The organism is Mesorhizobium sp. B2-8-9 (genome assembly GCF_006439475.1).
Lineage (GTDB): Bacteria > Pseudomonadota > Alphaproteobacteria > Rhizobiales > Rhizobiaceae > Mesorhizobium.
In genome coordinates this window covers 18,398-44,275 of the sequence record NZ_VFTQ01000041.1, presented here as the reverse complement: position 1 = coordinate 44,275, position 25,878 = coordinate 18,398, and the positions used below count along the sequence as shown (strand labels likewise).

The window sequence follows — 25,878 nt, the reverse complement described above, 5'->3', positions numbered from 1 at the left end:
GGGCGTCGTCTGCGCGAAAGCGCCGGTTGCTAGAAGGGTTGCGATCGCGGTCGTCGCAAAAAGAGTGCGGATCATCATGGTGGTCTCTCCTCGTGCCTGATCTGTGCATGACGCTCCTTGGCCAGCCTCTTGACGGCAGGTCGGAAGCGGCAATGTCTACAGGTTCACAACGTTGTGACAGGAGGGTTGTTCCAACCGCAACGCGTTCACGCGTCCGTGGATTGCTGACCTCCCGGCGGAACCTTTGCGGCGGCCTCCTCGTTTCAGCCTGCGGCTGAGGGTCTGCCGGCTCAAAGTGACCCGAACACGGAGCGCGATATGCGGTTTGCTGCGGTGCTGAACCAGGACGGCGGCACCCTCCGTACCATCGACATGGAAGCATTTTCCGAAAAGCTGCGTCAGACACTCGAAGCGGCGGGGCATTCGGTCGAGATCGACATCGTTGCCGGTCGCGACGTCGCCACGGCGCTGGAAAAGGTCATCGCCAGGCGAAATATCGACGTTGTTCTCGCCGGAGGCGGCGACGGCACGATTTCCACCGCGGCATCCCTCCTCATGAACAAGAAGAAGGCCCTGGCCATCTTGCCGGCCGGCACGATGAACCTGTTTGCGCGCGGCCTGGGCATCCCGCAGACATTGGAAGCGGCGTTGCAGTCCTTTGCCGACGGCGAGGTGATCGCCGTCGATATGGCGAGCGCCAACGGCCAGCCTTTCGTGCATCAGTTCTCCGTCGGCATGCACGCCAAGATGGTCCAGTTGCGCGAGAAAATGGATTTCGGCTCGCGCCTTGGAAAGATGCAGGCGTCCGTGCGCGCGGCGTGGGCGGCTATCAAGAACCCGCCGGCGCTCAAGGTGAGCCTGAGCATCGGCAAGGCCGAGATCGTCACCCGCACGACCGGCATCGGCATCTCCAACAATCTGTTCGGCGAAGGCCACCTGCCCTATGCCGACAACCCGGCTGGCGGCGTGCTCGGCATCTATGTCAGCGTCGCGCGCCGGCGTCATCATCTGGCGAAGCTGCTGCTGGACATGCTGCGCGGCAGGTTGCGCCAGAGCGCGCATGTCGAAGTGCATCAGGCTGGCAAGGTCGTGCTGAAAATCCGTTCGCCCACCAGGAAGTTCAGCGCGGTGCTGGACGGCGAATTGATCAGGCTGGAGAGGGAAACCACGGTCGAGATTCACCCCGGCGCCCTGAACGTGCTTGTCCCGTCCCGCAATGCGCAGGCGAAGGCGGCGTGATGGAAAGATCAGCTGCCTTGAGTGGATTTCTGCTCGGCGGGCGGCGCCGTCGGCACGTTCTGCTGGGTCGTCGGCGACTTGATCAGCTCGCCGTAGATCTCGACCGCGCCCCACGCGATGAAGGCGAGCAGCAGCCCGGCGATGAGGATTCTGAGGGCGTGCCAGCCCCAATGCCCCTGGCGAGCTTTGTCTTCAGGTACGATCTTGGTCACGATTGGCCTCCATGCTGCGCGGCGGCGGGCGCTTCAGGCACGACATGGTCGGTAACGGATCCTGTTCGGGAAGGTTCCGTGTCGGAAAAGACGCCCCGCAAGCATGCGGCAACCCGATTGCGTGTATATGATGGCCGATTGCGTGGCGTTTTGAGGGAATGGTGAGCAGCAAGGCGGATAGTTTGCCAGCGGACGTCAGCCGCGTCGTGATCGATGCGGAACGGCTCGCCCTGCTTCAGGGCCTGGGCGCCATGGATACCGCAACCGATCCGGACTTCGACCGTATCACCGGTCTCGCTGCGGCAATCGCCGAAGCGCCTGTCGCGGTGGTGAGCCTGATCGGAAGCAGTCGCCGGCGGTTAAAGGCGCGCATCGGCCTCGATGAGAAGGAGACGCCGGCCAGCACTTCCTTCAGCGCCCACGCCATCGCCGCCAGCGACGATCCCATGGTGGTGACCGACGCCACGCTCGATCCGCGTTTCGCCGACAATCCGCTGGTCACGGGCAAGCAGCACATCTGTTTTTTTATCGGCGTGCCGATGATGGTGGCCGGTGCCAGGATCGGTACGCTCTGCGTGCTCGATCGCCAGCCGAGACCGTTTCCGGCCGAGGACAAGGTGGCGAAGCTGAGAATGCTGGCCGACCTCGCGGCCAGCCTGTTCGCGCTGAAGGACGCCACCCGCGACGGCGCCATCGCCAAGGCGGAACTGGCGCGCGAGGAAAAGCGCCGCGCCATCGCGCTCGACGCCGCCTCACTGGCGAGCTGGGCGTGGGACATACGCACCGACATGATCGAATGCGACACGCTTCTGGCCGAGCTTTTCAACCTGCCGCCTTCGAACCGGCTGAAGGCGCGCGACATCCTGCGCGCCATCGACCCGCGCGACGTCTACCAGACCGAGACGCGTTTCCGCGACGCGCTGAGCGGCAGCGACGACTATTTTGGCGAGTACCGGGTCAAGGGGGTCCATCCACCCCGCTGGATCGCCACGCGCGGACGCGTGATCGAACGCGATGGCGAGGGCAAGCCGACGCTGATCTTCGGCGTCAACTACGACATCACCGAGCGCAAGCTCGGCGACGAGCGGCAGCGCCTCTTGCTGCGTGAGCTCAACCACCGCGTCAAGAACACATTGGCGACCGTGCAGGCGCTGGCGACGCAGACCGTCCGCCACGCTCGCCAGCCGAGTGTGTTCCTGGAGGCCTTCGGTGCCAGGCTGCAGGCGCTCGGCGCCGCCCATAATCTGCTGTCCGACCGCGAATGGCGCGGCATTGGCATCGGCGAATTGGCACGCATCGAGGTCAGGGTTTTCGACACGGGCCGCCAGCCGCGTATCGCGATTTCGGGTCCCGAGCTTCTGCTCTCACCCGATCAAGCGGTCGGGCTCGGCCTGATCCTGCATGAGCTCGCCAGCAACGCGATGAAATACGGCTCGCTCTCCGCGCCGTCGGGAAAAGTCGATCTCGACTGGAAGACGCAAGGCCGCAAAGGCGCGCGCCGCCTGGTGCTGACCTGGCGCGAAAGCGGTGGGCCGCGGGTCGAGCCTCCGGATCGCCAGGGTTTTGGCTCGATCCTGATCCGCCGCAGCCTCGCCAAGGTCATCGACAGCGAGGTGATCCACGAATTTCGCCCGGATGGCGTCTTCGCCGAAATATCGATACCGCTCGAGCCGTCCTTGAAATGACCGCTCCGGCACTGCTCAAGGCAAGTTTTCCGGGTCCGGCTTCGACGGCCCGGACTTGGTGTTCTCGCGATAGATAGCATACGCGACGACCGCCAGGGCAGGCGCGACAACGGCTCCAAGACCGCCTTTGCTTTTGGCGAGGGCCGGAAGCAAGGCAAGTGCGGCGGTAACGCCCGCCGCCGTCATATTGGCCTGGCGTCGCCGCGCGCGGCGCTTGCTGCGCATGCCGGCCGCCAGCTTGTGAATGACGAGGATGAGCCCGGCAACCACCAGGAAGCCGATGCCGAAGCCGAGACTGGTCGCCATCGGTCCGTAGCGGACCGCCAGCCAGATGTAGGCGGCGCCGATGAGGAAGCCGACACCGCACACGGCGAAAATGGCGGCAAGCCCGTAAAGGATTGCCGCGGTCCGCGCCCTGTGCAAAGCGGCCATCGCCTCGCCCGAGGCGAGGGCCGAGATCAGCGAGACAAGCGCCCCCATCTGCGGTTAGCGGCGGGAAAGCAGGGCGAACAGGTAACCGACGCCCGCCGCGATGGCCAGCGAGGTCACCGGCTTCTCGCGCACCTTGGCGATCAGCTGCGCTTCGATATCCTCGGCTCTTCCCCGCATGCTCTCGAACGCGGCTTCGCCCTGCGCGCGCAATTGCTCGACGCCGTCCGCGGCAGCGCGACGGGCCGCGCCGTAGCCGTGTTGACCGGTCGTGGCGAGTTGCTCGGTGAGTCGCTGGATGTCCGCTTTCAGTTGCTCAATATCGGCCTCCAGATCGGCGGCGGTTGCTTCGTCTGTGGCGGATTTGCCTGCGGCGGTTGCCATTCTCTAACTCCTTGTGTTTGCGTTGGTTTCAACGCCCGTTCGGCGCCATGGTTCCGGTCGTCGCAAGCCAAACCTAGATCAGCGGCCTGCATTCCTCGCCTAGCCCCTCCCAGCGGGCAAGCTTCTTCAGCCCGTCATAGTCGATCACTTCGCAGCCGCCGTCTCGCCACATGATGAGCTTGCGGTCCATCAGCTTGCGGATCGTCTTGTTGGTATGGACCAGCGAGAGGCCGAGCGTGTCGGCGATGTGCTGTTGCGTGATCGGGATCTGCACCGGTGTCTTGCCGTTGAGGCCGGCGCCGCGAGCCCGGCGGGCGATGAAGGCGATAAGGTAGGCGGCGCGCTCAAGCGCGGTACGGCGGCCGATGCTGAGCAGGTTCTCATCCAGCATGCGCTCCTCGCGCGACGCGATCCAGGTGATGTCATAGGCAAGGCCGGGATGGTTGCGATAGAGTTCCTGCAGCTGATCGCGTTCGAAAACGCAAAGCAGCATCGGCGACAGGGCTTCGACGGAATGCTGCATTTCGCCCATCAGACTTCCCTGCAGGCCGATGAGGTCGCCAGGCATGGAAAAATTGAGGATCTGCCGGCGCCCGTCGGGCAAAAGCTTGTAGCGGAACGCCCAACCCGACAGCACCGTGTAAAGATGCGCGCTGTGGCTGCCTTCGACCAGCACGGTCGCACCTCTGTCGACCGCCAATTCGCCACGCTTGAAGGTGTCGATAAATGACAATTCCTGCTCGTCGAATTCGCGGAAGGCCGGCAGCGGCCGCAGCGGGCATTTTTCACAAGGATATTGGCGAGTGGCAACCAAACGTCCGGACATTCGACCCCTCTTCGAAATCCCTGCCCTAGGGACGCAAGGAAACGTTTGAGGGGGGCAGCGGTTCCGCCGGGGTCATGTCCATGTCTTTTTTAAATGACATCGTGACGGATTGCGCGCATGAGTGCGTCTGCCAAGGAGATACCCCATAGGTGACAGCATTGCTTGACGGATTGCGCATTCTCGTCCTCGAAGACGAGTTCCTGATAGCGATGGATGTCGAGCAGCTTTGCCGTGACCACGGCGCCGCGGATGTGACGATCGCGCGCGAGATCGCCGACATTGACGGGCAGGCGCTGCCTTCGAGCTTCGACGCGGCAGTTGTCGATCTGATGCTTGGCGGGGTGTCGACCCTGGATTTCGCCGCGCGGTTGCGCGCAGAGGGCGTGCCGTTCGTATTCGCCTCCGGCTATTCGGATTCCGACGAAGTCAAGAACTCGTTCCCCGACGTTCGACTGGTGACCAAGCCTTACTCGGGCGACGATCTCGTCGAAGCCGTGGCGATCGCCTGCGGACGGGCCGCTCCGGCGGCCTGACGGTCGCCGCCGAGGCAATCTCAGGCCGCCTGCGTGCTCACATCATGGCCGGTGCGAGTCCGGCTTCCTCAAGCAAATGCCGGATACGTCAAGCGCGCCGAATGGCGCGAGCAGGAACTTGTCGCCTTCGCGTCCCGAAAGTTAAGCCGCGTTCGAACCTGTGACCTGCGCCGAGATCGCGTCGGGTCCGAACTCGTCCTCTCCGGAAATCTTGAGGATCTCCTGCAGCCTGGCGCGCGCCCGGCTGACGCGGCTTTTGATCGTGCCGACCGCGCAGCCGCAGATCTCGGCGGCCTCTTCATAGGAGAAGCCGGAAGCGCCGATCAGGATGATGGCTTCGCGCTGGTCCTCGGGCAGTTGCTCGAGCGCGCCGCGGAAATCCTTGAGATCGAGCTGGCCATGCTGAGCCGGATGAACGGCAAGCCTGGCCGTCATGATGCCGTCGCTGTCCTGCACTTCGCGGCCGCGCTTGCGCATCTGCGAATAGAATTCGTTGCGCAGGATGGTGAACAGCCAAGCCTTCAAATTGGTGCCCGGCTGGAAGCTCTCATGCTTGTCCCATGCCTTGACCAGCGTTTCCTGGACGAGGTCGTCGGCCCGGTCGGCATTCTGTGTGAGCGACACGGCGAAAGCCCGCAGGCTCGGGATCGCGCCGAGCAGCTCGGTCTTGAAGCTCTGGGATACCGCCGCCATGCCTCAGTCCTTTTTCTGGGCAGGTTCGGTCTGTTCCAGCTGGCTGAGCAGCTGAGCGAAACGGTCCGGCACATGATCCGAGACCAGTTCGTCATAATACTGCTTGAGCTTGCGAGCGATTTCGGAGTTTGCACCAAGCGGATTGCCATCCCCGTTCCGATGCCTGCTTGCGGCATCAGCCATCTGTTTTTTTGACATTTCCTTCATAATCGCCCTAATTTCCAGCACCCGAGCCGCTCTTCGATTTCAAACCACAACGCAAGCGGAATCCTCGTCTGGTTGCCCATCCCTGGATCCGAAACGCTTGCCTGCTAATTTAGTTCCGCGGCCGGGCGGAACTTTTTCCGGAAGCCGGCGTTTGATGCAGAGGGGCTTGCAACCAATGCGGCCTTGAACATGAAACGTCATCTGAGGGAGACGTCAATAATGAGTCTGTCCGCAACCATCGCTCCGCATCTCCCGTTCCTTCGCCGCTTCTCGCGCGCGGTGTCGGGATCGCAGGAGAGCGGTGACGCGCTGGTCGCCGCGATGCTGGAAGCCATTATCGCCGATACCAATATCTTCCCCGAAGCCTCGAGCGACCGTATTGCGCTGTACAAGGTTTTCGCCAGGCTGTTCACCTCCGTGGCCATCCGCGTGCCGCAGGAACAGGCGCAGACCGCCTGGGAGCAACGGGCCGCGGCCAATCTGAATGCCATCGCGCCCCTGCCGAGGCAGGCTTTCCTTCTGGTTGCCGTCGAGGGTTTCAGCGAGGACGAGGCGGCGGAGATCCTCGACGTCGACGAGGATGAGTTCTCGGAGCTGCTTGCCCAGGCGAGCAACGAGATTTCTCGGCAAGTTGCGACCGATGTGCTGATCATCGAGGACGAGCCTCTGATCGCCATGGATATCGAGGAGATGGTCGAGAGCCTCGGCCACCGCGTCGTCGGCACGGCGCGCACGCATGCCGAGGCTGTGGCCTTGTTCGGCAGGACGCGGCCGAAAATGGTCCTGGCCGACATCCAGCTCGCCGATGGGAGCTCGGGCATCGAAGCTGTCAACGAGATTTTATCCTCGACGCCTGTGCCGGTGATCTTCATCACCGCCTTCCCTGAACGCCTGCTGACCGGCGAACGGCCCGAGCCGGCCTTCCTGGTCACCAAGCCGTTCAATCCCGACATGGTCAAGGCTTTGATCAGCCAGGCCCTGTTCTTCGACCGTCAGGCCAAGGCCGCCGCCTGATCCCTTCCGAAGCTGGATCTCGAACGTCATGCGAGGGCTTCGCGCCATGCGTGATGCTTGGCTGTGTGCGGTCTGAAAAGCTCGCTTTGGGGGATCGTCTTTTTCAGCAAATGGTGGAACAAACGGCATCTGGCCACGTTCTTTTCCCGACATAAGAAGGAGACGCATCATGCTGTACTGGGCGCTCGTATTTCTCGTAGTTGCGATCATCGCCGGCGCGCTTGGGTTCGGCGGCATCGCCGGCACATCGGCAGGCATCGCGCAAATCCTGTTCTTCATCTTTCTCGCCTTCCTGGTGATTTCGCTCATTGCGGGCCTCTTCAGAAGAGCCTGACCGCAACACTGGAAGCCGCACCCCTCAAACGGTTTCCAGCCACCGCCGGACGGCGCCTCGAAAGAGCACCGTCCGGCGGACCGTTTTTGGAAAGCCCAATTTCAGGGTGTCGTCTCGTGCGGAACAAGTTGCGGATTAGGCCGTTCAAGGGCCGAGTGGGGGATTTCCGATGCCTTCCCAAGGTCCCACGCAAGACAGGGTCGAAAAGCGCGAAGTGATCGCAATGCATCCCTCGGAAAGCGGGATGCAGGTGGGGCGGGCCTTGCTTCACGCCCTGCACAATGCAGGGATTTCGGTTCTCTACCAGGATCGGCAGATGGAAACGGTCTGGGCGCGCAACATGAACGCGCCCTGGGCCGCCGATACAGCCGACGGCAAGGACTTGCTCTCGCCGGCGCAGGCCGAACGCATAAGGGCCGCCAAACTCAAGGTGATCGAATCCGGCAACCCGGACCAGCTCGAGCTCAGCATTCCGGGGCACCAGGGGGTGCGCTGGTTCCAGCTTTGGATCGATGCAGACCGGGGGGAAGCCGGCGATGTCCTCGGCGTCGTCACGACGATGGTGGAGACGACGGAGCAGAAACGCCGCGAGCAGACCCTCAAGACATTGCTGCGCGAAGTCAGCCATCGATCGAAAAATCTGCTCGCCATCATCCAGAGCGTCGCCACTCAGACCGGGCGGTATACGGAGACGCTCGGCGAGTTCCTGGCGCGGTTTCGCGGCCGGCTGCAATCACTCGCGTCTTCGCAGGATCTCGTCACATCCTCCAACTGGCGAGGAGCAGCGCTGCACGAGCTCGTATCCGGCCAGGTCGGCCGCTACAGCAGCGATCTGGCTCAAAGCCTGCGGTTCGCGGGCGAAAATCCTTACCTCAACCCCAACGCTGCCCTGCATATCGGTCTCGCCATGCATGAGTTGGCCGTCAACTCAGTGAGCTATGGCGCACTGTCGCGGCCGGACGGCCATGTCGAGGTGCGCGCCAAGCTCGAGGCTGAAGACGGAACCTCGCCCAACCTCTTGCTGACCTGGACGGAGGCGGTCGGCGACGCGCAGCGCAATGAGAAGCGTTTCGGCAGCGTGGCGCTGGAACGCGTCGTGCCGATGTCGCTGAATGGCTCCGCGACGCTGGAAATCGGCAGAGACCGGATGGAATACCGTCTCACAGTCCCGCACGGGAATTTCGAGACGGATTGATAGCGCGGTCGATGGCGTAGGAACATTCCAGGCAAAGTGCGCGACGGTCAGGCGGCTTAGCCGTAGCCATCCGTCCGCAATTGCGTCAGACGGAGACGGGAGCGCTTTGGCGGCGGAGGCGCTTTAACCGGCTGTTCACCATAAAGTCCGATCCTGTGCTCCCGGCTGACGATGCGCCGGAAACCCACCCGCGCCCCGGCGCGACCTGGGGAGACTGAAATGATGGTTGCCGACATGAACAGGCTGGAGCAGGCCGCCCGCGTCTCGATGAGCGGCTTCCAGGATGCCGAGCTGCCGCGGGCGCCGCGGTCGTCGCACCTTTCGCTCCGCCTGGGCGCGATCGCGCTTCTGGCCGCCGTGGCCTTGACCGCGGCCTGGCAATTGTTCTGACCCCGCACGCGACTTTGACTGTCGGCCACTATGGATTCCGCGCTGGACGACTGCGATCAGATCGTCGGGAATGTGCGGCCCGACGGCACGCAATTCGCAACGCTAGAGGTGCCCGGCATGCTTGTCGCGTCGAACGGCAAGCGTTCCGAAAACACTACGTTAGGCAACAGTAAAATCGGGCAGGCAAAGCACCTTTTTTCATGCTAAATGGTTGCTGGCACTGCCGAAAGTGAGGACAAAAGTGAGGAGCAATTCTATGCGGAAGATGATGATTGCCATGGTTGCCGTGGTCGCTGTCAGCGGCTGCACAACGACCGAGCAGGACGTCGTCGGCGGCGGCCTGATCGGCGCCGGCGTGGGCGGCTTGGTCGGCGGCAGCAAGGGTGCGCTGATCGGCGCGGCCGTCGGCGCCGGGTCGGGCCTTCTGGTTCGCAACCTGCGCAACGGCTATTGTCAGTATCGCGATCATCGCGGCCGGATCTACACGGCTCGCTGCAACTAGTTCAGCACGGGAAAGACCGGGGGCCGGCAGCCGGCCTCCGGTTTGCTCTAAATTCAAATTCAAGTCGCTGTTTTGCCTTACGCGCCCAGCGGGATCCTGATTTCCACCTTCAAGCCGTCGGCGTGGTAGTCGCGCGCGATGGTGCCGCGCAACTCGCGCGTGACGTTGAGATCTATCAATTTGGTGCCGAAGCCGGTCTTGACTGGCGCTTCCAGTTCCTTCTGACCCGCCTCGCGCCAGTTCAGAACCAGCGTCCGCTCGCGACCGCGGCCGTTGACGCTCCAGTCGACCTTGAGGGCGCCCACCGAACTGCCGGCCTCGCCATATTTCAGCGCGTTGGTGGCAAGTTCGTGGAAGGTCAGCCCGAGCGCCTGCGTCGTCGTCTCGTCCAGCAGCACTTCCGGCCCTGACAACACGCCGTCGGGAAGGTCCTTGCCGAACACCTGCCCGAGCTCGATGCGCAGCAGGTCGCCAAGATCGGCCTTCTGCCAGCGCGAGCGGGTCAGCATGTCCTGCGATGCAGCCATGGCCTGCAGGCGCGCCGAGAACGAAGCCGAAAACTCTTTCACGTCGGTGGCTTGCGACGCCGTCTGTCGCGCGATCGCCAGCACGCGGGTGATCGAATTCTTGATGCGGTGCTTCATCTCCTGCAGGATCAGATCCTTTTCCAGAAGGCTCTTTTCGGTCGCCTCATGCAGCGCCGATTTCGCCTCATAGGCGCGCTCCTGGTAGCGCGCCACCAGCGCGATGGCGCCGGCAAGCAAAAGGCCGAACAGTCCGAGCATCACCGGAATGGCGCGCGAGGACGGCGGTTCGAAGGCGCTTGTCGGCCTGAACAGCACGGTCCAGGGCCGGCCCGCGACAACGATATCGCGACGCGCCAGAAGCGTCGCCCCGATGCGTTCTGCAGGCGGCGCCTCCGAACGGAACAGAAGATTGCCGTCCTCGGGCTTGCCGTCATAGACCTCGACATTGACCGGCAGCAGCGGAGAACGGCTGAGCGCGACCTGGAACAAGTCCTGCGCGCGGAAGGCAGCGTAGAGAAAGCCGGACGTGGAGGAGCGGCTTGCATTGATCACCTCGGGCGCGGTTTCGACGTTCAGTCGCACGAAAACCAGGAACCCGGTGAAGGTCTGCGCCACGCCGGCGCCCTGGCCGAGCTGGACCAAACCGCTCGCATGCTGCCGGTCGTCTGCCATCGCCGTTTCGATCGCCGCGCGCCGTACCGGCTCGGTGAACATATCGAAGCCGATGATCGACTGGTTGGAGGCAGCGAGCGGCTCGAACAGCACGATGGGCGTGCGCCATTGCTGCGTCGTGGCAGGATAGATCGGATGCGCCGACCCATGGTCGTGCAGGATGTCGCGTTCCACCGCCGCCTCGTCGCCGGTCTTGGCGAGCCTCAGGAAGCCGATGCCGCGCAGCCCGGCGAAATTGTCGTCGATGTCAAGGGCGGTGAAGAAGGCCTTGAATTCGCCGCGCGAGATGTCGCCGTTGCGGGCATCGAACAGCGCCTGCGTCGAACGCAGCAGCGACAGATGCAGGTCGACGCGGCTCTCGATGCGGTTGAGCGCGTCGTCGGCCGTGCCCTCGAACTTGATCCGCGCCGCCTCTTGCGTCGCGAAATAGGCGAACCCTGCCATGGTCAGGCTGATCAGCGCGACGGCGACAAAGGCAACGATCGGAAAGAGCTTCTTCAAATCAAGGATGCGGCCCGTGGACGGTCGACGATCTTTATGGGCAAGTCTCGGCGCCAACACAATGGCGCGGTCAAACCATCACCGCGGCTGGTACATCACGCAGCCGTTAATTAGCCGGCTATCAGTTCGACTTCATGCTGCGATCTTCAGCGCCCCCGGGCCCGGAATGGCGCCTGGCGGGCATCTGCCGAGGATGATCATGCCGAGCACCTCGTCCTGGGTGACATCGGTCGTGCGCGCCGTGCCGACCACCTGGCCGTTCTTCATCACGCAGACCCGGTCGGCGAGCTCGAACACGTCGTGAATGTCGTGGCTGATCAGGAAGATGCCGATGCCGTCGGCCTTGAGCTGCTTGACCAGTTCGCCGACCTGCGCCGTCTCTTGCGGGCCGAGCGCCGCAGTCGGCTCGTCCATGATCAGGATACGGGCGTTGAACAGGATCGCGCGCGCGATCGCCACCGACTGCCGCTGTCCGCCCGATAGCTTGATAACCGGCTCCTTGAAGCGCTGGAAACGCGGATTGAGCCGGCCCATCACCTTGCGCGCCTCGGCTTCCATGGCGACGTCGTCGAGCGTGCCCCAACCCGTCATCAGCTCGCGACCGAGGAAGAGATTGGCCGCGGCATCGACATTGTCGGCCAGCGCCAGCGTCTGATAGATCGTCTCGACGCCATATTTCTTGGCGTCGCGCGGATTGGAGATCGAAGCCTCCTCGCCATTGATGAATATCTGTCCGCTGTCGCGCTTATAGGCGCCGGACAAGATCTTGATCAGCGTCGATTTGCCGGCGCCATTGTGACCGAGCAGCGCCATCACTTCGCCGGGGAAAAGATCGACAGATGCGTCGTCGACGGCGCGGATGCCGCCGAAGGCGATCGAGACGTTGCGCATGTCGACCAGCGGAACGCCGGCGGGAGACGATTTTTCAGCCATGGTCCTTCTCCTGCTATCAGACGCGCTTGCGATAGAGGGTGTCGAGCCACACCGCGATGACGAGCACGGCGCCCACGACGATGCTCTGCAGCGGTGAATCGACGCCGAGCAGCACCATGCCGGATTGCAGCGACTGCATCAGCAATGCGCCCAGCATGGCGCCGAGCACGGTTCCGGAACCGCCTGCGAGCGACGTGCCGCCGATGACCGCCGCGGCGATGACCAGCAGTTCATCCAGCGTCCCCAGCGCGTTTGTCGAGGAATTCTGCCTGGCCGACGAGATCGCCGCCGCGATCGTCGCCAGCACGCCCATGATCATGAACACCTTCATGGTGATCCAGCGCGTGTTGATGCCGGCAAGATTGGCGGCTTCCGGGTTGCCGCCGATGGCAAAGACATAGCGGCCGAATCTAGTGCGCTTGGTGACGAAGGTCATGATCAGGCCGACGGCGACCGCCATCAGCACCGGAATGGCGATACCGTGCGCGATGAACAGCCCGCCTTCGGGCACGGTGATGTTGTTGGCCGCGGCGTAGCGGTTCACGATGCCGACCGGCCACGGATAGGAGTTGGCGAGCCACACCGCGCCCAGGATGACCGCGCAGGTGACCGTGGCAAGCAGCGTCTCGGCCCAGACCGGACGCAGCGGGAAGCGGAAGCGCTTGCGCTGCACGCGGCCGTTGAAATGCATGAAGATAACCGCCAGGCAGGCGACGATGCCGACGGCCCAGCTCCATTTGGCGCCGATCGAGCCCGCCGGGCCGCCGCCCATCAACTGGAACGTGGCGTCGAGCGGCGCAACGGTCTGACCGCTGGTGACCCACCAGGCAGCGCCCCGCCATACTAGCAATCCGCCAAGCGTGACGATGAAGGCCGGCACTTCGAGATAGGCGATAACGAAGCCCTGGAAGGCGCCGATGATGAGGCCGAGCGCCAGGCCGATCAGCAACGCCAGAACCCAGATCCAGGGGTTTCCCAGTTCAAGCCCGACGAAGCGAACCAGGAAATGCGCCTGGGCAAAGCCCATGACCATGCCGATCAGCCCTTCGGCCGACCCGACCGACAGGTCGATGTTGCGCATGACGATGACGAGCACCATGCCGGAGGCCATGATCGCCACGGCCGAAGACTGAACCGACAGGTTCCAGAGATTGCGCGGCGTCAGGAACGTGCGGCTGTCGAAGTCGAGCGGGTTGACGCCAAGCCGCAGGCTGGAAATCACATGCAGCCCGATCCAGATCAGGAGCAGCGCGCCGATCATGCCCAGCATGCGGGTGTCGAGCTCGGTCGCCTTCAGGAACCGGGCAACAGTGCCGAGTTCCGACGCGCGCGCGGTGTCCGCCGGTTGGGTAGACGTCGTGTCGGTCATGATTTCCTCCCACCGGCTTGCCGTCTGGCGCGGATGCCGGAACTCAGCCTAGAAGCTATCCGCCTGAGGCAGAACGGCAAAATCTTTTGAAAACGCCGCGGCTTTAAAGCATCCCAGGAAAAGTGCGTAGCGGTTTTCCGTCCGGAATTGCGGCAACAAAAACCAGGAGCGGTTCATTGAACCGCTCCTGGCCGCGGCGCGGGTATTTTGATCGAAGGCAGGCAAGGCTCAGTTGCAGACCTGGACGCTGCCGGCGGGCACGCCCGCGCAGACCTCGTCCTTCTTGATCCAGCCGGCGTCGATGACGACGTTGAGGTTGTCCTTGGTGATCGCGACCGGCGTCAGGAACAGCGACTTGACGGTGTTGCCGCCGGGCGTCGTGAAGTCCTTGGCGCCGGCGATGTCGCCCATCTTCTTGCCGTCGGCGAGCTGCGAGGCGATCTCGGCGGCGTTCTTGCCGAGCTCGCGCGCGTCTTTCCACACCGACACGGTCTGCGTGCCGAGCGCGATGCGGTTGAGTGCCGCGTGGTCGCCGTCCTGGCCCGAGACCGGCACGGTGCCGGCCAGCCCCTGCGCCGTCAGCGCCGCGACAACGCCGCCGGCGGTGCCGTCATTGGCAGCCACGACCGCGTCGACCTTGTTGTCGTTGGCGGTCAGGAACTGCTCCATGTTCTTCTGCGCGTTGGCAGGCAGCCAGCCGTCCGTGTAGGCCTCGCCGACATTCTTGATCTTGCCGCTGTCGATGGCGTCCTTCAGGACTTCCATGGAGCCGGCGAACAGGAAGTCGGCGTTCGGATCGGAGCCCGAGCCCTTGATGAAGACATAGTTGCCTTCCGGCTTGGCCTTGAACACCTCGCGGGCCTGCATGCGCCCGACTTCCTTGTTGTCGAAGGTCAGGTAGAACACGTCCTTGTTCTCGATCAGGCGGTCATAGCCGACGACCGGGATTCCTTCATCGAGCGCCTTCTGCACCGCGGGGCCGATTGCCGAGGCATCCTGCGCCAGGATGATCAGCGCGTTGGCGCCCTGCGAGATCAGGCTTTCGACGTCGGTCAGCTGCTTGCCCGGATTGGACTGCGCGTCGGCCGAAATATACTTGTCGCCAGCGGCCTCGATGGCGGCCTTCATCGCTGCTTCGTCGGTCTTCCAGCGCTCTTCCTGGAAATTCGACCACGACACGCCGATCACCTTGTCCTTCGCCTCGGCGACAGACGCCAGCGTCAGCGACATGGCAACGCCCGCCAGAATGGCGGCTGCAAATTTCTTCATGATATCCTCCCTGCGCCCGTGCGGCGCGACCCAGACTGGCCCGAAGGCCGGCACAGAGGCTTTTTTTCGAGCCTCAAAAAAATACTGGTCCAGCACAACAGCGCTGTCAACCGAGATTCTGATGGGTTTTGATGGGCTCAGGCATTTTTTTCGGTATCCGCAATAAATAATGACATGGCCCCTGGCTTCTGCCACAATCCCTAGCGTGTCAGCGACAGGCCATGGCATTATCACAAGGCCGCGATGATTGGGGAGGACGTGCGAGACGATGTCGGTCGGAATCCGCCACGACGATTTGCGCCGGCGCAACCGCGCCATGGTGATTTCGGCGGTACGCCGCGCCGGTCAGCCATCACGAACCGAAATTGCCGCCACCACTGGGCTCAGCCACTCGACCATTTCGGCGATCTCCGCCGACCTGATCCAGGAGGGCATTCTCACCGAAAGCAAGGCCAGCGAGCCGACGGCGTTGAAACGCGGCCGGCCGCAGATCGGCCTGGCGCTGAACCCTGAAGCCGCCGCGGTGCTGACCGTGGTGTTGTCTCTGAACTTCCTGTCGGTCGCCGTGATCGACTATGCCGGCCAAGTTGTTGCCGAGGAGCAGCAGCGCCTGGACACGCTTGTTATGCCCCGCGACGAGCTGATCGGCGAATGCGTGGCGATCGTGCGGCGCCGGCTGCAGGATCCCGACCTCGACATTGGCAGCGTCGCCCGCATCGCCATGGGCATTCAGGGCATCACCGATTCGCATGCGCGCTCCATGCTGTGGTCGCCGATAACGCCGCTGACCGACATTCCTTTCGCCGACATCCTAGAGAAGGAGTTCGGCATCTCCGCCACCATGGAGAACGACTGCAACATGATGGCGGTGGCGCTGCAATGGCGCGACCCGGAGCGCTATCGCGACGACTTCATCGCCATCCTGTTGTCGCACGGCATCGGCATGGGTCTCGTGCTCAAGGGTGCGCTGTTCACCGGCACGCATTCCTCCGGCGGCGAGTTCGGCCACATGATTCACCGCCCGGGCGGGGCGCTTTGCCGCTGCGGCCGCCGCGGCTGCGTCGAGGCCTATGCCGGCAACTATGCGATCTGGCGCAGCGCCATGAAAATGAGCGAGGACGCCGAGCCGGTCGACGTCGGCGACGCTGACATGCGGGCCCTTGCCGCGAAGGCGCGCGAGAGGGACGGCCCCGAACGGGAGGCTTACCGCCGGGCCGGCGAAGCGCTTGGTTTCGGTCTCGGCAGCCTGTTCGCTCTCATCGACCCGGCGCCCGTCGCCATGGTCGGCGTCAGCGCGGCCGCCTTCGACCTGATCGAGCCGGCGCTGCGCGAGGCGATCGCCCAGACGGCCGGCGGCCAGCACTCCGAATCGATCTCCTTCGACACCGAGCCGAACGAACTGCCGCTGATCCGCGAAGGCTGCGCCATGCGTGCGCTGACCTTCGTCGACCAGGAGATTTTCGCACCCGGAGGCCAGGCGAGAGCGGGGACGGGAAAGAACGTGGCCTGAGGCAGCCTTGAAGAGGTCCGGGGACAGCAGCAGACGCTTGAAATTAGCGAAGGCCCCGCAGCTTCGTCATTCCAGGGCGGAGCAGGAGCGAAGCTCCGTCGCGGAGACCCTGGAATCCATGCCGCCACCTCCCGCGTCGAGCGCAGCGGCACAGAATTCTGGACTGTCGCAACGCATCGACATCACGGAATGGATCCTCGGGTCTGCGCTGCGTCGCTGCGCTCCTTGCTCCGCCCGTGGATGACGAAGCACAAGCGTCTCGACTAACCGCCAATGCACGCGATCCGACGCTGGAGACAGAATCCGTCAGCGCCTCGGCGCCTTAGCCCTAATCTTCCCTGATCGCGTAACCCGCCCCGCGGATGGTGCGGATGACGTCCGGCATGCGGCCGTTGTTGACTGCCTTGCGCAGGCGGCCGACATGGACGTCGACGGTGCGTTCGTCGATATAGATCGTCTCGCCCCAGACATTGTCGAGCAGCTGGCTGCGCGAGAACACCCGGCCGGGATGACGCATCATGAATTCCAGCAGCCGGAACTCGGTCGGGCCGAGCCTGATCTCGCTCTTCTTGCGGTAGACGCGGTGCGACTCGCGGTCGAGCACGATGTCGCCGACTTTGAGCACGCTGGACAGCACCTCCGGCTTGGCGCGGCGCAGCAGCGCCTTGACGCGCGCCATGAACTCCGGCGTCGAGAACGGCTTGACCAGATAGTCGTCGGCGCCGGTCGAGAGGCCGCGCACACGGTCGCTTTCTTCGCCCCGCGCGGTCAGCATGATGATCGGCAGCCGCTCGGTCTCGGGCCGCATCCTGAGGCGCCGGCAGAGCTCGATGCCGGAAACCGCCGGCACCATCCAGTCGAGCACGAGCAGGTCGGGAACGTTTTCCTGAAGGCGGATTTCGGCCTCGTCGCCGCGGGTCACCACTTCGACCTGGTAACCCTCGGATTCGAGATTGTAGCGGAGCAGCACCCCAAGCGGCTCCTCGTCCTCCACCACCATGATGCGTGGCGCGATCATTGGCAGGTACCCTTCGTCAGGCCGCCGGCGCCGACATTGTCGTCTCGTCCTGCTTGGGACGATTCGCGGGCAATTGCGTGCCGGTCAGCACATAATAGGCGTTCTCGGCAATGTTGGTCACATGGTCGCCGATGCGCTCGAGATTCTTGGCGCAGAACAGAAGATGCGTGCAAGCGGTGATGTTGCGCGGGTCTTCCATCATGTAGGTCAGGAGCTCCCGGAAGACGGATGTGTATTTGACGTCGATGCGCTCGTCGTCATTGCGAAGCTTGGCCAGCGCCGTGGCGTCGCCCACCGTATATTCCTGGATCACGGCCTGGACCTGGATCAGCACCAGCTGCGCCATGGAATCGATCGAATGCGTGAGGTCACGCGGCGCGGCGCTGACGCCGACCGAGCCGACGCGCTTGGCGATGTTCTTGGCGAGGTCGCCGATGCGTTCGAGGTCGCCCGCCATGCGGATCGAGCCGACCACGTTGCGCAGGTCGTCGGCCATCGGCTGGCGCTTGGCGATCAGCGTGATGGCGCGGTCGTCGAGCTCGCGCTGGCGCGCGTCCATGATGGCATCGTCGGAAACGACGCGCTGCGCCATGGCATTGTCGGTCTCGAGCAGGGCCTTGGTCGAAGCGCCGACCATGGAGGCGGCGAGATCGCCCATGTCGTTGATGAGCCGGCTGATCTGCCTCAGATCCTCGTCGAAGGAAGCGACGGTATGTTCGGCCATGATGATGTCCTCGTATGAGCTCAGCCGAAGCGGCCGGTGATGTAGTCCTGCGTGCGCTTTTCGCGGGGCGAGGTGAAGATCTTCTCGGTCCGGTCGAACTCCACCAGCTCGCCCAGATACATGAACGCCGTCTGCCGCGACACGCGCGCCGCCTGCTGCATGTTGTGGGTGACGATGACGATCGTGTAGTCGGCCTGCAGCTCGTCGATCAGTTCCTCGATCTTGGCGGTCGACAGCGGATCGAGCGCCGAGGCCGGCTCGTCGAGCAGGATGACCTCGGGCTTCACAGCAACGGTACGGGCGATGCACAGGCGCTGCTGCTGGCCGCCCGAGAGGCTGAGGCCGCTGGCGTTGAGCTTGTCCTTGACCTCGTTCCAGAGTGCTGCCCGCTTCAGCGCCTGCTCGACGCGGCTGTCCATCTCAGCCTTGCTGATCTTCTCATAGAGCCTGACGCCGAAAGCGATGTTCTCGTAGATCGACATCGGGAACGGCGTCGGCTTCTGGAACACCATGCCGATCTTGGTCCTGAGCAGGTTGAGGTCCTGCGAGCGGTCGAGGATGTTCTTGCCGTCGAGCAGCACCTGGCCCTCGGCGCTCTGCTTCGGATAGAGCTCGTAGATGCGGTTGAGCACGCGCAGCAGCGTCGACTTCCCGCAGCCCGACGGGCCGATGAAGGCGGTCACGCTGCGCTCGGGCAGGGACAGGTTGATGTCCTTCAGCGCCTTCGACTGGCCATAGTAGAAATTGAGGTTCTTGACCTCGATCTTGGCCTTCTCGACGGTCGTGTCGGCTGCGTTCAGGTCGGTGGACAACATCGGTTTCATCTGTCCTCTCTGCGTCCGGTTAGGCTGCGGGCGATGATGCTCAGCCCGAGAACCGTCAGGGTGATTATGAGTGCGCCCGTCCAGGCCAGTTGCTGCCATTCCTCGTAGGGGCTGAGAGCGAACTGGAAGATGGTTACCGGCAGGCTGGCCATCGGCGCATTGAGATTGCTCGACCAGAACTGGTTGTTGAGCGCGGTGAAGAGAAGCGGCGCCGTCTCGCCGGAGATGCGGGCAATCGCCAAAAGGATGCCGGTGACGATGCCGGAGAGCGCCGCGCGATAGGCAACCGAGCGGATCACTACCCAGCGCGGTGCTCCGATGGCGGTGCCTGCTTCGCGCAGCGCGTTGGGCACAAGGTTCAGCATGTCCTCGGTGGTGCGCACCACGACGGGGATCACCAGGATCGACAGCGCGACCGCGCCGGCAATCGCCGAGAAGTGCCCCATCGGCCGCACCATCAGCTCGTAGACGAACAGGCCGATGATGATGGAAGGCGCCGACAAGAGGATGTCGTTGATGAAGCGCACCACCGTCGTAAGCTTCGAGAAGCGTCCGTATTCGGCCATGTAGGTGCCGGCCAGCACGCCGATCGGCGTGCCGACGACGATACCGATGATCGTCATGACGATGCTGCCGTAGATGGCATTGAGCAGGCCGCCGGCATCGCCGGGCGGCGGCGTCATTTCCGTGAACACGGAGAGCGACACCCCGGAAAGCCCCTTGTAGAGCAGGGCGCCGAGAATCAGCGCCAGCCAGGCCAGCCCGATGCCCGCCGCGACGACGCACAGCGTCATCATCACGGCATTCTTGCGCTTGCGGCTTTGGTGAAGCGATGCGGCAGTCGACATCGGTCAGGCTCCTGTGCGGCTATCGATGCGCAACAGCATGTAGCGTGCGAGCGCGAGGATGATGAAGGTGATGATGAACAGGATCAGGCCGAGCGATACCAGCGAGGATGTATAGAGGTTGCCGTCGGCTTCGGTGAATTCGTTGGCGATGGTCGCCGAGATCGTCGTGCCCGGCGCAAACAGCGAGGCGCTGATGCGGTGCGCGTTGCCGATGACGAAGGTGACGGCCATCGTCTCGCCGAGCGCGCGGCCGAGGCCGAGCATGACGCCGCCCATGATGCCGATGCGGGTATAGGGGATGGTCACGCGCCGGGTCACTTCCCAGGTCGTGCAGCCGATGCCGTAGGCCGATTCCTTCAGCACCGCCGGCACCGTGTCGAACACGTCCTTGGTGATCGAGGTGATGAAAGGCAGCACCATGATGGCGAGGATCAGCGACGAGGTCAGCAAGCCGATGCCGTAGGGCGGACCGGCAAACAGGCTGGAGAGCCCCGGTATGCCGTGGAAAAGACTGATGATGAAGGGCTGCACAGTCGTCTGCAGGAACGGCGCGAAGACGAACAGGCCCCAGATGCCGTAGATGATCGAGGGAATGCCGGCGAGCAGCTCGACGGCGATGCCAATCGGACGCCTGAGCGGGCGCGGACAAAGCTCGGTCAGGAAGATGGCGATACCGATGCCGATCGGCACGGCGATGAGAATGGCGATGGCCGAAGTGACGATGGTGCCGTAGATGGGCGCGAGCGCGCCGAAATTCTCGGTGACCGGGTTCCAGGATTCGGTGGTCAGGAAGGAGAAGCCGAACTTCGACAGGGCCTCCCACGATCCGGCGACCAGCGAGATCGCGACCCCGCCGAGCAGAACGAGCACGAGGATGGCGGAAAGGCGCGTCGCCGTCCGGAAAACCATGTCGGTGACGGCGAAGCGGCGCACCGTCGCTTCTCTGGTCCGCATGGCGGACGATGTCGCGGCTTCGGAAACGGCTGTCATTTAGCCCCTCGCATTTCGAAGAGACAGGAGGGCGCCGTAGACGCCCTCCCTATTTTGCGGGAATTACATGCCGGAGTAGAGCGGCTTACCGTTCGCGTCGACGATGTCCTTGCTCCACATTTCCTCGACGCTCTTCACGACCGCCTCGGGCATCGGAACATAGTCCAGCCCGGCGGCCAGCTCGTCGCCCTTGGCATAAGACCAGGCGAAGAACTTGAGCGCTTCGGTCGTCGCCGCGGCGTCGTCGGGCTTCTTGTAGACGAGGATCCAGGTGGCGGAGGTCATCGGCCAGGATTCGGCGCCGGCCTGGTTGGCCAGGATGACGCCGTAGCCCGGCTGCGAGCTCCAGTCGGCATTGGCCGCAGCGGCCGAGAACGCGGCGGCGGTCGGCTCGACCTTCTTGCCGTCCTTGTTGATCAGGTCGGTGTAGGTCAGCTTGTTCTGCTTGGCATAGGCGTATTCGACATAGCCGATCGCGCCGCCGGTCTGCGACACGTTGTTGGCAACGCCTTCATTGCCCTTGGCGCCGATGCCCACCGGCCACTCGAGCGCGGTGTTGACGCCGACCTTCGACTTCCAGTCGGCGCTGACGTCGGCCAGGTAGTAGCTGAAGTTGAACGTGGTGCCCGAGCCGTCCGAACGGTGGACGACGGCAATCGCCTGGTCGGGCAGCTTGACGTCGGGGTTGAGCTTCTTGATCGCCTCGTCGTTCCAGTTGGTGATCTTGCCGGCGAAGATGTCGGCGAGCGTCGGACCGTCGAGCACCAGCTCGCCCGGCTTGATGCCTTCGAGGTTGACGACCGGCACGATGCCGCCCATCACCATCGGGAACTGCGCGAGGCCGGTGGAGGTGAGATCCTCGCCCTTCAGCGGCGCGTCGGAAGCGCCGAAGGTGACGGTCTTGGCCTTGATCTGCTTGATGCCGCCGCCGGAGCCGATCGACTGGTAGTTGAGACCGATGCCGGTCTCCTTCTTGTAGGCGTCGGCCCACTTCGCGTAGATCGGATAGGGGAAGGTGGCGCCAGCGCCGGAAATGTCGGCTGCCATCGCGGCGGCCATGCTAAGGGTTGATGCCGCAGCCATTGCAATTGCAACGGCCGCAGAGCGGATGAAATGTCTCATGTGGCCTGCTCCTGTTCGGAAGATGGTCTTTCGGCACCCGTTGTATCGGCGCCCGGTCAGCGCAATAGCCCTCGATTATTACAGTCGCATGACAGTTTCGTGTCAGCCCGGTAACGTCTGGACGAGGATGCTCGGAAGGGTTCCGCAGCGGCCTCGAAGGGCCGGACGGAGTTTGCCGCGGAAATCAGCAACTTGTCTGACTTTTGAAACAAAATTTATCCCGGCGGCCGGATGACGGCCGCCGGGAAATAAAATCCGGACGAGAGTGCGTTGCCTGTAAGCCAGAGCGGATCATGGCCTGGCCATCGCCGAAAACAGGGTCCGTTGGGGTAGAGTCGACGCTGTTTCTTGTCGGCGGTCGCTGCTCCCGCCCGTAACCGAAGAGCGGAATCAATGTCATGATTGTCCGAGCTTGGCGCTTGCTTTGGTATGGTGCGATCGCACCATACGCATGCGTCAGCCCCTTGCCGCCGTCCTGCCCGCCAAATTCGTTTTAACCGGCGTTGCGCCGGGTCTCGACGTCCGAACCCAGCCAGCGCTCGAGCTTTTCGAGCAGCGCCCGCGGACTGATCGGCTTCGGCAGGTAATCGTCCATGCCGGCTTCCAGGCAGCGTTCGCGGTCGCCCTTCAGTGCATGCGCGGTGACGCCGACGATCGGCACATGCGTGCCCATGTCCTCCTCGAGCCGGCGGATCGCGCCCGTCGCCTCCAGCCCGTTCATTTCCGGCATCGATACATCCATCAGGATCATGCGCGGATTGAGCCTGCCGAAGGCGTCGAGCGCCTTGCGGCCGTTGCCGACGATCTCGAAGCGGTAACCGGTCTCGCCAAGAATCTGGGTGAACACCATCTGGTTCACCTCATTGTCCTCGGCGACGAGGATGTCGAGCTCGCGCTCGGCATCGGCGGGGCACGGACGAGCCCGCGCCGGGGGCGGTTGCAGCATGGCGCGCTCCGATGCCGCCGTCTGCGCCGGAGCGGCTCGCGGGGGGCTGGCGGTGCCAATGGCGGGTTGCGCCGCCGCGCTGCTGTGGCGGTGACGCTGGATGGTCGAGACCAGCGTTTCCAGGAGAATGGAGGAGCGCGCCGGCTTGATCAGCTGCGCATCGATGCCGAGGTCGCGATAGGCCGTGCCGGCAAGCGACTGGTCGACCGAGGTCAGCATGATGATGGGCGTATGCGCCAGGCCCGCCGTATTGCGCACGATGCGCGCCATTTCGGCGCCGGTCATGCCCGGCATCTGATAATCAAGCACGACGCAGTCGACCGGCACGCCGTAGGCGGCGGCGGCAATCAGCACCTTTAACCCCTCGGCGCCGCTTTCGGCCGCGCAGGAATCGAACGTCCATGACGCCATCTGCTCGCTGAGGATCGAGCGGTTGACGGCATTGTCGTCGACGATGAGCACGCGCGCGCCGGTGACGTCGACCGGCATGATGCGCTGCCCGCCCTGCTCGGCCTTGGGCAGCGTGATCGTGAACCAGAAGGTCGAACCCTTGCCTTCGGCGCTGTCGACACCGATCTCGCCGGCCATCATCTCGACCAGACGTGAGGTGATGGCAAGGCCAAGCCCGGTGCCCTCATGCCGCCTAGTCGAGGAGGTGTCGACCTGGCTGAATTTTTCGAAAACCTGCTTCAGCTTGTCTTCCGGAATGCCGATGCCGGTATCGGTCACGGAAATGGTGAGCCTCGTTCCCGCCGGAACCCGCTCACCCGTCACGTCGACCAGGACATGACCCTTGTCGGTGAACTTCACCGCGTTGCCGAGCAGGTTGGTGACGATCTGCCTGACACGGCCGACATCGCCGACGAACTGGCCGTCGAGGCCCGGCTGGATGCGAACGATGAGCTCGAGGTCCTTCTCCTTGGCGCGCGTCGAGACCAGCGTCGCCACATCCTCGATCGCCTCGGCCAGATTGAAGGGTGCAGGGTCGAGCACCAGCTGGCCGGCATCGATCTTCGAGAAGTCGAGGATGTCGTTGATGATGGTGAGCAGCGCATTGCCGGATTTGACGATGATGTCGGTGAACGTCTTCTGCTTCGGATCGAGGTCCGACTTTGCCAGCAGCTCTGCCATACCAAGAACCCCGTTCATCGGCGTGCGGATCTCGTGGCTCATATTGGCGAGGAACTCCGACTTGGCCCGGTCGGCGAGCACGGCGCGCCGGCGCGCCTCGCTGAGCTCCGCCTCGCGCTGCTTGAGCTCGGTGATGTCGGTGGTGGAGCCGATGAGATAGAGCGAGCCGTCCGAGGCGATCATCGCGCCCTTGCGCGCGAATTGATGCCTGACGCTGCCGTCCGGCATCGTCACCGTCTCTTCGATCTCCTGCGTCTCGCCGGTGCGAAGCACAGCAAGGTCGCCGGCGACGAAGGCTTCGCCGTCCGCGCCGAAAATCTCGACGTCGGTCTTGCCGATCGCTTCTTCCCTGCTGAAGCCGGTGAGATCGCACCAGCCCTTGTTGACGTAGAATTGCCTGAGGTCCGAGCGCTTGGCGTAGATCGACACCGGCACATTGTCGATGAGGCTGCGGAACACCTCGTTCTCGCTCATGCTCTGCCGCAGCGCCTGCTCGCGCGCCTTGACGTCGGTGATGTCGGTGCTGGAGCCGACCAGATGCACCGACCCGTCGATCGCCACCAGCCGACTCTTGCGCGTCATCAGCTGGCGCACCGTGCCGTCGCGGTGGGTGACGGCTTCCTCGATCTCGCGTCCCGCGCCGGTCGCCACAACTTCGTTGTCGTCATTGCTGAAACCGTCCGCCTCTTCGGTCGCGAAAAGCTCGCGATCAGTCTTGCCGAGCACCTCGTCCTTGGGCAGTCCGGTCAGCGCGCACCAGGCCTTGTTGACGAATTCTATGGTGAGATCGTCGGCCTTGATGAAGGCTGCCACGGGCAATTCGTCCATCACATGCCGGTAAAGGTCGATCTGGCGCATGGAATCGCGCAACGCCTTCTCGCGCGCCTTGATGTCGGTGATATCGACACGCACGCCGATGAATGTGCCGTCGTCGGTGTGCATGTCATAGACCTGGTACCAGCGCCCGTCGGCGTTGAGGCGTTCGTAGGCCGAGCTCGGCAAACGGTACCGCTTGAGCATGGCGTCAAGCCAACGCTCGGTGTCGACGCCATACAGGCTGTCGATTCCGGGGTCGCCGCTCGAGCGGAAGTAGCCGACGGAGTGGCCAAGCGCCAACGCCTCGCGAAACGTGCGGCCAGGCTGCCAGGCCGGCTTCAGCGCCGGCAGCGTATCCTGCAGCTTGCGGTTGGCGAAGACGAAGCGGTCGTCGCGATCGTAGATGATGACGCCAGCCGGCAGCGACTCCAGCACGGTGACGAGGTTCTTGCGCGCGTCCTCCGTCTCGGTCTCGCGCTGTTTCATGTCGGTGATGTCGACATAGGAGATCAGCCGCTTGCCGCCTGGAAGAGGCGCCAGCGAGGCTATCAGCGTGCGGCCGTCCTTGCGCGGCAACTGCCTGGACCCTGCGCTTCCAGCCCGGATTTCGGCCTCCCGTTCGGCCACATGTCTTTGCCAGGCCTGTTCCTCGGCGCCGAACGGATCGGCATCACGACTGGCTTCCATGAGGTCGCGAAAGCGACTGCCGGCCGGAGCGCGCCGCGGATCGATTTGCCAGAAGTCGTAAAATGCCCGGTTGACCACCTCCGCCCGCAATTCGGCATCGAGAACGATGACGCCGATCGGCATCGAATCGACCATCAGCCTGAGATTGGCAAGCGCCTCCGAGGTCCCGGCCATATCGTGGACGTCGCCGAGAAAGGCCTCGTTGCCGCGTCTGTCCGCCTTGTTGTCCGCCTCGACAGTCCCGTCCGTATCCGCCATTCCTACCCCCAAGGCCGAACTGTGCCGGTCCGTCGGGGGAATGTGCCCGACAAGCATTAACGATCCGCTAACCATAATGATTGCAACCGC

Annotated in this window: 27 protein-coding genes; 9 read left to right on the top strand and 18 right to left on the bottom strand. The window is 63.7% G+C overall.

Annotated elements, in window-relative coordinates:
- Positions 1-318 precede the first annotated feature (318 nt).
- Positions 319-1,239, top strand: coding sequence for a diacylglycerol kinase family protein (locus tag FJ423_RS30625; protein ID WP_140847063.1), 921 nt, complete (start codon positions 319-321; stop codon positions 1,237-1,239).
- Between the two features lie 8 nt (positions 1,240-1,247).
- Here FJ423_RS30625 and FJ423_RS30620 read toward each other — a convergent pair whose 3' ends face one another.
- Positions 1,248-1,451 (bottom strand): hypothetical protein, encoded by a 204-nt coding sequence (locus FJ423_RS30620; RefSeq protein ID WP_095767385.1) that lies wholly within the window; start codon positions 1,449-1,451, stop codon positions 1,248-1,250.
- A 158-nt stretch (positions 1,452-1,609) separates the two neighbouring features.
- On the opposite strand from FJ423_RS30620, the gene FJ423_RS30615 reads away from it, so the two are divergent.
- Positions 1,610-3,136: an HWE histidine kinase domain-containing protein gene (locus tag FJ423_RS30615; RefSeq protein WP_140847061.1), complete on the top strand. Its 1,527-nt coding sequence runs from the start codon at positions 1,610-1,612 to the stop codon at positions 3,134-3,136.
- A gap of 15 nt (positions 3,137-3,151) precedes the next feature.
- Here FJ423_RS30615 and FJ423_RS30610 read toward each other — a convergent pair whose 3' ends face one another.
- The 3 genes from FJ423_RS30610 to FJ423_RS30600 all read right to left on the bottom strand — a co-directional run bounded on the left by FJ423_RS30610 (position 3,152) and on the right by FJ423_RS30600 (position 4,775).
- Entirely contained in the window at positions 3,152-3,616 is a 465-nt protein-coding gene (locus tag FJ423_RS30610; RefSeq protein ID WP_140847058.1) for a phage holin family protein, read from the bottom strand.
- A 6-nt stretch (positions 3,617-3,622) separates the two neighbouring features.
- Positions 3,623-3,949, bottom strand: a complete 327-nt coding sequence (locus FJ423_RS30605; protein WP_095767382.1) for a DUF883 family protein — start codon at positions 3,947-3,949, stop codon at positions 3,623-3,625.
- A 73-nt stretch (positions 3,950-4,022) separates the two neighbouring features.
- The gene (locus FJ423_RS30600) at positions 4,023-4,775 is read right to left on the bottom strand and encodes a Crp/Fnr family transcriptional regulator (RefSeq protein WP_140847055.1); all 753 of its coding nucleotides are present in this window, start codon (positions 4,773-4,775) and stop codon (positions 4,023-4,025) included.
- A gap of 149 nt (positions 4,776-4,924) precedes the next feature.
- Here FJ423_RS30600 and FJ423_RS30595 point away from each other — a divergent pair, with 149 nt between their 5' ends.
- A complete protein-coding gene (locus FJ423_RS30595) occupies positions 4,925-5,308 on the top strand; it encodes a response regulator (protein ID WP_095767380.1) in 384 nt (127 codons plus the stop codon).
- A 141-nt stretch (positions 5,309-5,449) separates the two neighbouring features.
- Here the strand turns inward: FJ423_RS30595 and FJ423_RS30590 are convergent, their stop codons facing one another.
- Together FJ423_RS30590 and FJ423_RS30585 are read right to left on the bottom strand one after the other, a co-directional pair.
- Positions 5,450-6,001 (bottom strand): RNA polymerase sigma factor, encoded by a 552-nt coding sequence (locus tag FJ423_RS30590; RefSeq protein WP_040985057.1) that lies wholly within the window; start codon positions 5,999-6,001, stop codon positions 5,450-5,452.
- A 3-nt stretch (positions 6,002-6,004) separates the two neighbouring features.
- Positions 6,005-6,208: a NepR family anti-sigma factor gene (locus FJ423_RS30585; protein ID WP_095767379.1), complete on the bottom strand. Its 204-nt coding sequence runs from the start codon at positions 6,206-6,208 to the stop codon at positions 6,005-6,007.
- A gap of 219 nt (positions 6,209-6,427) precedes the next feature.
- Between FJ423_RS30585 and FJ423_RS30580 the strand changes: the two genes are divergently transcribed.
- From FJ423_RS30580 to FJ423_RS30565, 5 genes are all read left to right on the top strand, one after another.
- A complete protein-coding gene (locus tag FJ423_RS30580) occupies positions 6,428-7,222 on the top strand; it encodes a response regulator (protein ID WP_095767378.1) in 795 nt (264 codons plus the stop codon).
- 169 nt (positions 7,223-7,391) lie between these two features.
- Complete coding sequence (locus FJ423_RS30575) at positions 7,392-7,556, top strand: DUF1328 domain-containing protein (protein ID WP_018429836.1); 165 nt, start codon at positions 7,392-7,394, stop codon at positions 7,554-7,556.
- A 244-nt stretch (positions 7,557-7,800) separates the two neighbouring features.
- Positions 7,801-8,751 (top strand): sensor histidine kinase, encoded by a 951-nt coding sequence (locus tag FJ423_RS30570; RefSeq protein ID WP_246680359.1) that lies wholly within the window; start codon positions 7,801-7,803, stop codon positions 8,749-8,751.
- A gap of 219 nt (positions 8,752-8,970) precedes the next feature.
- A complete protein-coding gene (locus FJ423_RS33795; RefSeq protein ID WP_176477012.1) occupies positions 8,971-9,141 on the top strand; it encodes a hypothetical protein in 171 nt (56 codons plus the stop codon).
- Positions 9,142-9,397: 256 nt separating this feature from the next.
- Positions 9,398-9,643, top strand: a complete 246-nt coding sequence (locus FJ423_RS30565) for a YMGG-like glycine zipper-containing protein (RefSeq protein ID WP_095767375.1) — start codon at positions 9,398-9,400, stop codon at positions 9,641-9,643.
- 77 nt (positions 9,644-9,720) lie between these two features.
- On the opposite strand, the gene FJ423_RS30560 is transcribed toward FJ423_RS30565, so the two are convergent.
- The 5 genes from FJ423_RS30560 to xylF form a co-directional block, all read right to left on the bottom strand.
- On the bottom strand, positions 9,721-11,343 hold the full coding sequence (locus tag FJ423_RS30560) for a CHASE domain-containing protein (protein WP_140847049.1): 1,623 nt from the start codon (positions 11,341-11,343) through the stop codon (positions 9,721-9,723).
- Positions 11,344-11,475: 132 nt separating this feature from the next.
- Positions 11,476-12,276, bottom strand: a complete 801-nt coding sequence (locus FJ423_RS30555) for an ATP-binding cassette domain-containing protein (protein WP_095767373.1) — start codon at positions 12,274-12,276, stop codon at positions 11,476-11,478.
- 16 nt (positions 12,277-12,292) lie between these two features.
- On the bottom strand, positions 12,293-13,645 hold the full coding sequence (locus FJ423_RS30550) for a sugar ABC transporter permease (RefSeq protein ID WP_140847047.1): 1,353 nt from the start codon (positions 13,643-13,645) through the stop codon (positions 12,293-12,295).
- 48 nt (positions 13,646-13,693) lie between these two features.
- Positions 13,694-13,822 carry a hypothetical protein gene (locus tag FJ423_RS34685; RefSeq protein ID WP_281409025.1) on the bottom strand — a complete coding sequence of 43 codons (129 nt, stop codon included), beginning with the start codon at positions 13,820-13,822 and terminating at the stop codon, positions 13,694-13,696.
- A 51-nt stretch (positions 13,823-13,873) separates the two neighbouring features.
- Positions 13,874-14,914, bottom strand: coding sequence for a D-xylose ABC transporter substrate-binding protein (gene xylF, locus FJ423_RS30545; RefSeq protein ID WP_095767551.1), 1,041 nt, complete (start codon positions 14,912-14,914; stop codon positions 13,874-13,876).
- Between the two features lie 268 nt (positions 14,915-15,182).
- Here xylF and FJ423_RS30540 point away from each other — a divergent pair, with 268 nt between their 5' ends.
- On the top strand, positions 15,183-16,424 hold the full coding sequence (locus tag FJ423_RS30540) for an ROK family protein (protein WP_140847045.1): 1,242 nt from the start codon (positions 15,183-15,185) through the stop codon (positions 16,422-16,424).
- 328 nt (positions 16,425-16,752) lie between these two features.
- On the opposite strand, the gene phoB is transcribed toward FJ423_RS30540, so the two are convergent.
- From phoB to FJ423_RS30505, 7 genes are all read right to left on the bottom strand, one after another.
- Complete coding sequence (phoB, locus tag FJ423_RS30535; protein WP_010911896.1) at positions 16,753-17,442, bottom strand: phosphate regulon transcriptional regulator PhoB; 690 nt, start codon at positions 17,440-17,442, stop codon at positions 16,753-16,755.
- Positions 17,443-17,458: 16 nt separating this feature from the next.
- On the bottom strand, positions 17,459-18,166 hold the full coding sequence (gene phoU, locus FJ423_RS30530; protein WP_095767370.1) for a phosphate signaling complex protein PhoU: 708 nt from the start codon (positions 18,164-18,166) through the stop codon (positions 17,459-17,461).
- Positions 18,167-18,186: 20 nt separating this feature from the next.
- Positions 18,187-18,990 (bottom strand): phosphate ABC transporter ATP-binding protein PstB, encoded by an 804-nt coding sequence (gene pstB, locus FJ423_RS30525; RefSeq protein ID WP_095767369.1) that lies wholly within the window; start codon positions 18,988-18,990, stop codon positions 18,187-18,189.
- Complete coding sequence (gene pstA / locus FJ423_RS30520; protein WP_095767368.1) at positions 18,987-19,838, bottom strand: phosphate ABC transporter permease PstA; 852 nt, start codon at positions 19,836-19,838, stop codon at positions 18,987-18,989. Before pstA ends, pstB begins: the two co-directional genes overlap by 4 nt.
- 3 nt (positions 19,839-19,841) lie before the next feature.
- Positions 19,842-20,828: a phosphate ABC transporter permease subunit PstC gene (gene pstC / locus FJ423_RS30515; protein ID WP_140847042.1), complete on the bottom strand. Its 987-nt coding sequence runs from the start codon at positions 20,826-20,828 to the stop codon at positions 19,842-19,844.
- A gap of 63 nt (positions 20,829-20,891) precedes the next feature.
- Positions 20,892-21,950, bottom strand: a complete 1,059-nt coding sequence (gene pstS, locus FJ423_RS30510) for a phosphate ABC transporter substrate-binding protein PstS (protein ID WP_140847039.1) — start codon at positions 21,948-21,950, stop codon at positions 20,892-20,894.
- Between the two features lie 493 nt (positions 21,951-22,443).
- Positions 22,444-25,788 (bottom strand): response regulator, encoded by a 3,345-nt coding sequence (locus FJ423_RS30505; protein WP_246680358.1) that lies wholly within the window; start codon positions 25,786-25,788, stop codon positions 22,444-22,446.
- Positions 25,789-25,878 lie beyond the last annotated feature (90 nt).